Origin of the sequence: Cellulomonas triticagri (assembly GCF_003696205.1) — a bacterium.
Taxonomy (GTDB): Bacteria; Actinomycetota; Actinomycetes; order Actinomycetales; family Cellulomonadaceae; genus Cellulomonas; species Cellulomonas triticagri.
Genome location: NZ_RFFI01000172.1, coordinates 1 through 5,570, shown reverse-complemented (window position 1 = coordinate 5,570; position 5,570 = coordinate 1). Strand labels below are relative to the sequence as shown.

The 5,570-nt window shown below is 77.0% G+C and carries 5 protein-coding genes and 1 pseudogene; 4 read left to right on the top strand and 2 right to left on the bottom strand.

Going from position 1 to position 5,570, the window contains the following annotated elements; genetic code table 11:
• A pseudogene (locus EBM89_RS21530) lies at positions 1-370 on the top strand (hypothetical protein); the annotation flags it as partial.
• A 233-nt stretch (positions 371-603) separates the two neighbouring features.
• Entirely contained in the window at positions 604-1,500 is an 897-nt protein-coding gene (locus EBM89_RS22295) for a M15 family metallopeptidase (protein WP_233571863.1), read from the top strand.
• Here the strand turns inward: EBM89_RS22295 and EBM89_RS19235 are convergent.
• Positions 1,491-2,369 (bottom strand): formate/nitrite transporter family protein, encoded by an 879-nt coding sequence (locus EBM89_RS19235; protein ID WP_122151215.1) that lies wholly within the window; start codon positions 2,367-2,369, stop codon positions 1,491-1,493. The genes EBM89_RS22295 and EBM89_RS19235 overlap by 10 nt on opposite strands.
• Positions 2,370-2,501: 132 nt before the next feature.
• Here EBM89_RS19235 and EBM89_RS19230 point away from each other — a divergent pair, with 132 nt between their 5' ends.
• Entirely contained in the window at positions 2,502-4,145 is a 1,644-nt protein-coding gene (locus tag EBM89_RS19230; RefSeq protein ID WP_122151213.1) for a tetratricopeptide repeat-containing diguanylate cyclase, read from the top strand.
• A 78-nt stretch (positions 4,146-4,223) separates the two neighbouring features.
• Here EBM89_RS19230 and EBM89_RS19225 read toward each other — a convergent pair whose 3' ends face one another.
• Entirely contained in the window at positions 4,224-4,838 is a 615-nt protein-coding gene (locus EBM89_RS19225) for a DinB family protein (RefSeq protein ID WP_369408674.1), read from the bottom strand.
• A gap of 106 nt (positions 4,839-4,944) precedes the next feature.
• On the opposite strand from EBM89_RS19225, the gene EBM89_RS19220 reads away from it, so the two are divergent.
• Positions 4,945-5,570: hypothetical protein (locus EBM89_RS19220; protein WP_122151212.1), on the top strand; the 626-nt coding region annotated here is incomplete at its 3' end.

Sequence of the window (5,570 nt, the reverse complement as noted above, 5' to 3'; positions counted from 1 at the left end):
GCCCCGAGCCCAGGAGCCCGCCGTGACGGACCGCACCGCCCCGACCGCCCTGCCGACGCCGTCCGCGCCGACGCCCGCCCCGACCTCGGGGGCGACCCCGCCCTCCCGGTCCGCCGTGCTGACCGGCGCGGCCGACCCCCTGACCAAGGCCCGGCTGCTGGCCGCGCTGATCGGCGGCCCGATGGACCCGGCCCACGCGGAGCGCTGGCTCACGGCGCACGACGCCGGAGCGGCCCTCGACGAGCTGCTCGCGGCGGGATCCGTGCGACGCACGGCCGGGGGCGGGCTCGCGCTGCACGCCCGGCGCCGGGACGCCGCGCTCTCGGCGCTCGCCGACGAGCTGCGCGTCCCCCTCGCCGCGCGCCGCTGACCACCTACCCGCCGCCTCGGCTCAGCACTCAACCCGCGGCACCGCGGCCCGCGCACCGTCGCGCGGTGCCGCTCGCCACGCAGGGCTTTCGCCGCGCCCGCTTTCGGCGGAGACTGGCACCGACCCGTCGTCCCCCGCGAGGAGTCCGCGTGCCCCGCCGTCCCGTCCCGCCGTCGTCGTCGCGACCGCCTCGGCCTCCGGTGCGCCGACGCGGGGGAGCGCACGCCACGGGCATGGCCCGGCAGCGGGCCCGCCGCACGGGCGCGCAGGTGCTGTCGGTCCTCGCGGTGGGTGGTCTGACGGTAGGGCTGCTGCTGCACCGCGCGGACGGCACCCCCGCGCCCGACCAGGCCGACGCGCCGCGGTCCGCCGACCAGGGCGACCCCCGCGCCGCCGCCCCGCGCGTGGACCCGCCCCTGGTCGTCCCGACCGAGGCCGCACCCGCGGAGGACCGCGCGGCCGCACCCGACGGCGTGGACCTGCTCGACCTGCCGGACCTGCCGCGCGCGACGCCGCTCGACCCGCCGACGCCCCTGCCGCTGCTGGAGCGGTACCCGACGGGCGACCCGGCGAGCCCGTGGGTGGTGGTGAACAAGGCGCTGCCGCTGGTGCCCGGGGACTACGCCCCGACGGACCTGGTGGTCGTCGGCGGCTACGAGGTGCGCGCGGCGCTCGCGGACCCGCTGTCCCGGATGCTCGCCGCGGCCGCCGCGGAGGGCGTCGGTCTGGAGCTGCGCAGCGGGTTCCGGTCCGCGGCGTACCAGGAGCAGGTGCACGCCGACTGGACGGGCCGCCTCGGCGAGCCGCGCGCGGACGAGGTCTCGGCGCGGCCGGGGCACAGCGAGCACCAGACGGGGCTGGCGGTGGACGTGGGCAGCAGCAGCGCCCCGGCGTGCGACTTCGAGGCGTGCTTCGAGCAGACGGCCGAGGGCCGCTGGGTGGCGGCACGCGCGGGGGAGTTCGGGTTCCTCGTCCGCTACACGGCGGCGAACCAGGCGGTGACGGGGTACGCGCCGGAGGGCTGGCACCTGCGCTACGTCGGCACGGACCTGGTGGCGGAGATGCGGGCGCGCGGGGTGACGACCCTGGAGGAGCTGTTCGGGCTGCCGGGCGGTCCGGACTACCGCTGAGCGGCGTCCCCGCCGGCGGCCCCCTGCTGGCGCAGCCACTGGGTGTCGTCGTTCACGTACGCGTAGTACAGCCCGATGAGCAGCCCGCCGCCGATGAAGTTGCCGAGCAGCGCGAGCCCGACGTTGCCCGCCGCCGCCGCGAGGTCGATGCCCTCCCGCAGGCCGACCACGGAGAACAGCACCGTGTTCGCGACCGAGTGCTCGAGCCCCAGGAAGGCGAACAGGAACACCGCGGTGATCATGACGAGCGACTTGGTGACGTCGTCCTTGATGAGGCCGTTGTAGACCAGCAGCATCGCGATGTTGATGAGGAAGTTGCACAGCACGGCGCGCAGCAGCAGATCCACCCACCCGGCCGGCCCGTCGGTCACGTAGGCGAGCTTGTGGGCGACGGAGTCGAGCATCTCGGCCTCCGGGGCGCCGTCCACCAGGGTCGAGAACCGCAGCAGCACCGCGACGAACAGGCCGCCGACCAGGTTGCCGAGGTAGCACAGGCCGAGCATCCGCAGCGCGCGCGGCCAGGACGTGCGCCGGTGGTAGGCGCCGATGGAGACGATCATCATGTTCGAGGTCAGCAGCTCGGACCGCGAGTAGTAGATGAAGACCAGCGCCCACCCGAACACGAACGCCCCGACCAGCCGGCCCACGGGCCGCAGCGTGGACGTGCCGAGGTCGACGGCGTCGAACGCGGCGAGCACGCCGTAGTAGCCGCAGTAGAGCAGCCCGATGAGCACGCCGGCCATCGCAGCGCGCTGCAGGTACCGGCGGGCGAGGCCGCCGGACATGGCGGTCTTGGTCTCCAGGGCCTCCAGCGCGGTGCTGATGAACTGCTTGCCCGGGAACAGGGAGCGGGGATCTGCGGGACTCACGCGCACACGGTCCCACACCCGGGGTGAACCCGTCGTCGGACCGGGTGAACCACGCGACCCCCACTCATCGCCGCTGGTGGGCGGCCCGATGGAACAGGAGACCCGACGAACGACGCGGGCGGGACGAGGGACATGACGGCGACACTGACCGAGGCGGCGGAGGCGGTGCCGCCCACCGACTGGGACGCGGCCGTCGACCAGCTCGCCCTCCTGGCGGACTCCGACGCGACCGCGTGCGTGCGGCGCGCCGAGGACCTGCTCCCGCTCGCGAAGGCCCAGCGGGCCGGGGGCGCGGAGATGCGGCTGCGGTACCACGCGGCCGTCGCGCACCACGCGCTCGGCGAGGACAGCCGGGCGCTCGCCCACGCGGTGCGGGCCGAGCACCTGGCGCACGAGCGCGGGGCGCTGGTGTGGGAGTCGCGGGCGCTGGCCCGCCAGGGCCTCGTGCACCACGACCTCGGGCAGCTCGAGGACGCCGTGGACCTGCTGAGTCGGGCGGCGGACCTGCGGCGCGAGGCCGACGACACCGAGGGCACCGCGGACGTCCTGACGATCCTCGGGTCGGTGTACACGTCGCTGCCGCACTTCGCCCCGCAGGCCGCGGGCGTGCTGACCCAGGCGCGCCGGCTGTGGCTCGCGGCGGGCGACCCGGACCGGGCGTCGATCGCGCTGGCGAACCTGGCGCGGACGTTCGTGGAGGCCAGCCGGCGGCTCGCGGTGGACAACCCGCGCGGTGCGCGGGCGTCGGCCCGCCGGGCGCTGGTCCTGGCCCTGGAGGCCGTGGACGAGGCCGACGCCGCCGGGCTGAGCCGGACGGCCGTGGACGCGCGGCTGACGACGGCCATCGCGCACCGGCTCGCGGGCGACACCGCGTCGGCGAACGCCGTGCTGGACGCCGCGCAGGACATGCTGCGGCGGTTCCCGTCCACGCAGCAGCTCCTGACGCTGCACCGAGTGCGCGCGGACCTGCTGCTGGAGTCGGGCGACGTCGCCGGGGCGGTCACGGAGGCCCGGTCGGGGATGACGCTGTGCGACGCGCTGAGCCGCCCGGCGGAGCGCATGGAGCTGCTGCGCGTGCTCTCGGACGGCCACGAGGCGCTGGGCGACGCCCCGGCGGCGCTCGCCGCGCTGCGCGAGCTGCACGCCCTCACCGTGCGGATGGGCGACGCCCAGGCCGAGCGCCGGGCCGCGCTGCTGGGCGCGAAGATGGAGGTCGAGCAGGCCGAGCGCCAGGCGGAGGCCGAGCGGCGTCGCTCCGAGGCGCTGGAGGAGCGCAACGCCCTGCTGGCCCACGAGGCCGCGCACGACGGCCTCACGGGGCTCGCGAACCGGCGCACCCTGGACACCGAGCTCGACCGCTGGTCGGCCGAGCGCGGGGCGTTCACGGTGGCGCTGGTCGACGTCGACCACTTCAAGAAGGTCAACGACACCTGGTCGCACCAGGTCGGTGACGCCGTGCTGGTCCGGGTCGCCGACGTGCTGCAGCGGGCGCTGCGCCGCGGCGACCTCGCGGCGCGGTACGGCGGCGAGGAGTTCGCGGTGCTGCTGGACGGCCTGAGCGGCCCGCCGACCGCGGACGTCTGCGACCGGCTCCGCGCGCAGGTGGCGGCCCTGGCCTGGGACGACCTGATGCCCGGCGCCCGGCTGACGGTGAGCATCGGCGTGGCGACGCGGCTGCCGGAGGAGCCGGTGGCGGCGCTGCTGGCCCGCGCCGACGCGGCGCTGTACCGCGCGAAGGCCGAGGGTCGGGACCGCATCGTCCTCGCGACGGGCTGACCACCCGACGCCGCGCCGCCCGGTACGGCACGGCTCGGCACGGCACGGCCGGGCACCTCCTGGCACGGTGCGGCCCCGTCAGGCGCTCGGCGCGCTCCCGTCGGCCGCACCCGCCGCGCGGGCGGCGGCCTCGACCCGGGCCCGGTGCGCGGACCAGCCGTCGGTGTCCCGGTCGGGGACGTTCGGGTCCGCGGGTCCGTTGCCCATCGCCCCGTCCAGGGACTCCCGCAGGATGTCGGCGTGGCCCGCGTGGCGTGCCGTCTCGGCGACGAGGTGCACGAGGACGCGGTGCAGCGTGACGTGGTCGTGTCCGGCGCGCCACCACGGCACCCGGCCGGGGGCGTCGAGCGGCAGCGCAGCGATCGTCGCGTCGGCGTGCGCGGCGGAGAACGCGTGCAGGTCACGGACCGACGCCAGCGTCTCCTCGGGGGTGAGCCACAGGTCGGCCTCGGGCTCGGCCCCCTCGGCGAACCACGGCAGCACCCGCCCGTGCGGCCGGTCGAAGACCTCGCCGAGGTAGTCGAGCTGCACGCTCGCGACGTGCTTCACCAAGCCAGCGAGGTTGGTGCCCGACGCCGTCAGCGGGCGCCGCGCGTCGTACTCGGACAGCCCGTCGAGCTTGGCGAGCAGCCCGGCCCGCTGCTCGCGCAGGTAGTGGTGCAGGGTCGTCTTCGGGTCGGTGAGGTCGTCCACGCGCCCCAGTCTGCCGCCGCCCACCGACAGCCCCGTCACCCGCCCGGAGCAGCGGGTCCGTCCGGTTCGACGTGCGGGGCGTGGTGACCCGACTCACACTGACGCCGTGACCGACCGCACCCTCCTGCTGCGCGCGCTGGCGCGCGTCGTCGCGGCCGCCCCGGCCGCCCCCGTCACCGAGCGCCTGTGCCGGGGCACCGTCGGCCTGCTCGGTGCGGGTGGCGCCGTGCTGACCTGCGCGCCGGCCGGGCCGAGCCGGTTCGCGGCGTTCGCCACCGACGACGTCGCGGCGCGCCTGGACGAGATCGAGGAGCTCGTCGGCGACGGGCCCGGGCTGCGCGCGTTCCGCTCCGGCCGGTCCGTCGGCACGGTGCTCGGCGACCCGGACGACGCCGCCGAGGACCTGCCGGTGTTCGCGGTCCTCGCGGGCGAGGTCGCCGACGGCGCGGTGGCCGTGCGGTCGTGGCCGGTGCGCTCGGGCGGCTCGGCGGTGGCGGTGCTCACCGTGCACGGGCTGCCGCTCGGCGGACCGCAGGACGAGGGGCGCGGGCGGCCCTCCGGTCCGGGCGAGACCGTGCAGGACGGGCAGGTGCTCGCCGACGCGCTCGCGCCCGTCGTCGTCGGCGCCGGCGGGCTGGACCTGCTCGACCGCCGGGTGCACCGCGCCGTCGGCATGGTCGTCGCGCAGACCGGCCTGGCGCCCGAGGACGCGACGGCGCTGCTGCGCGCCCG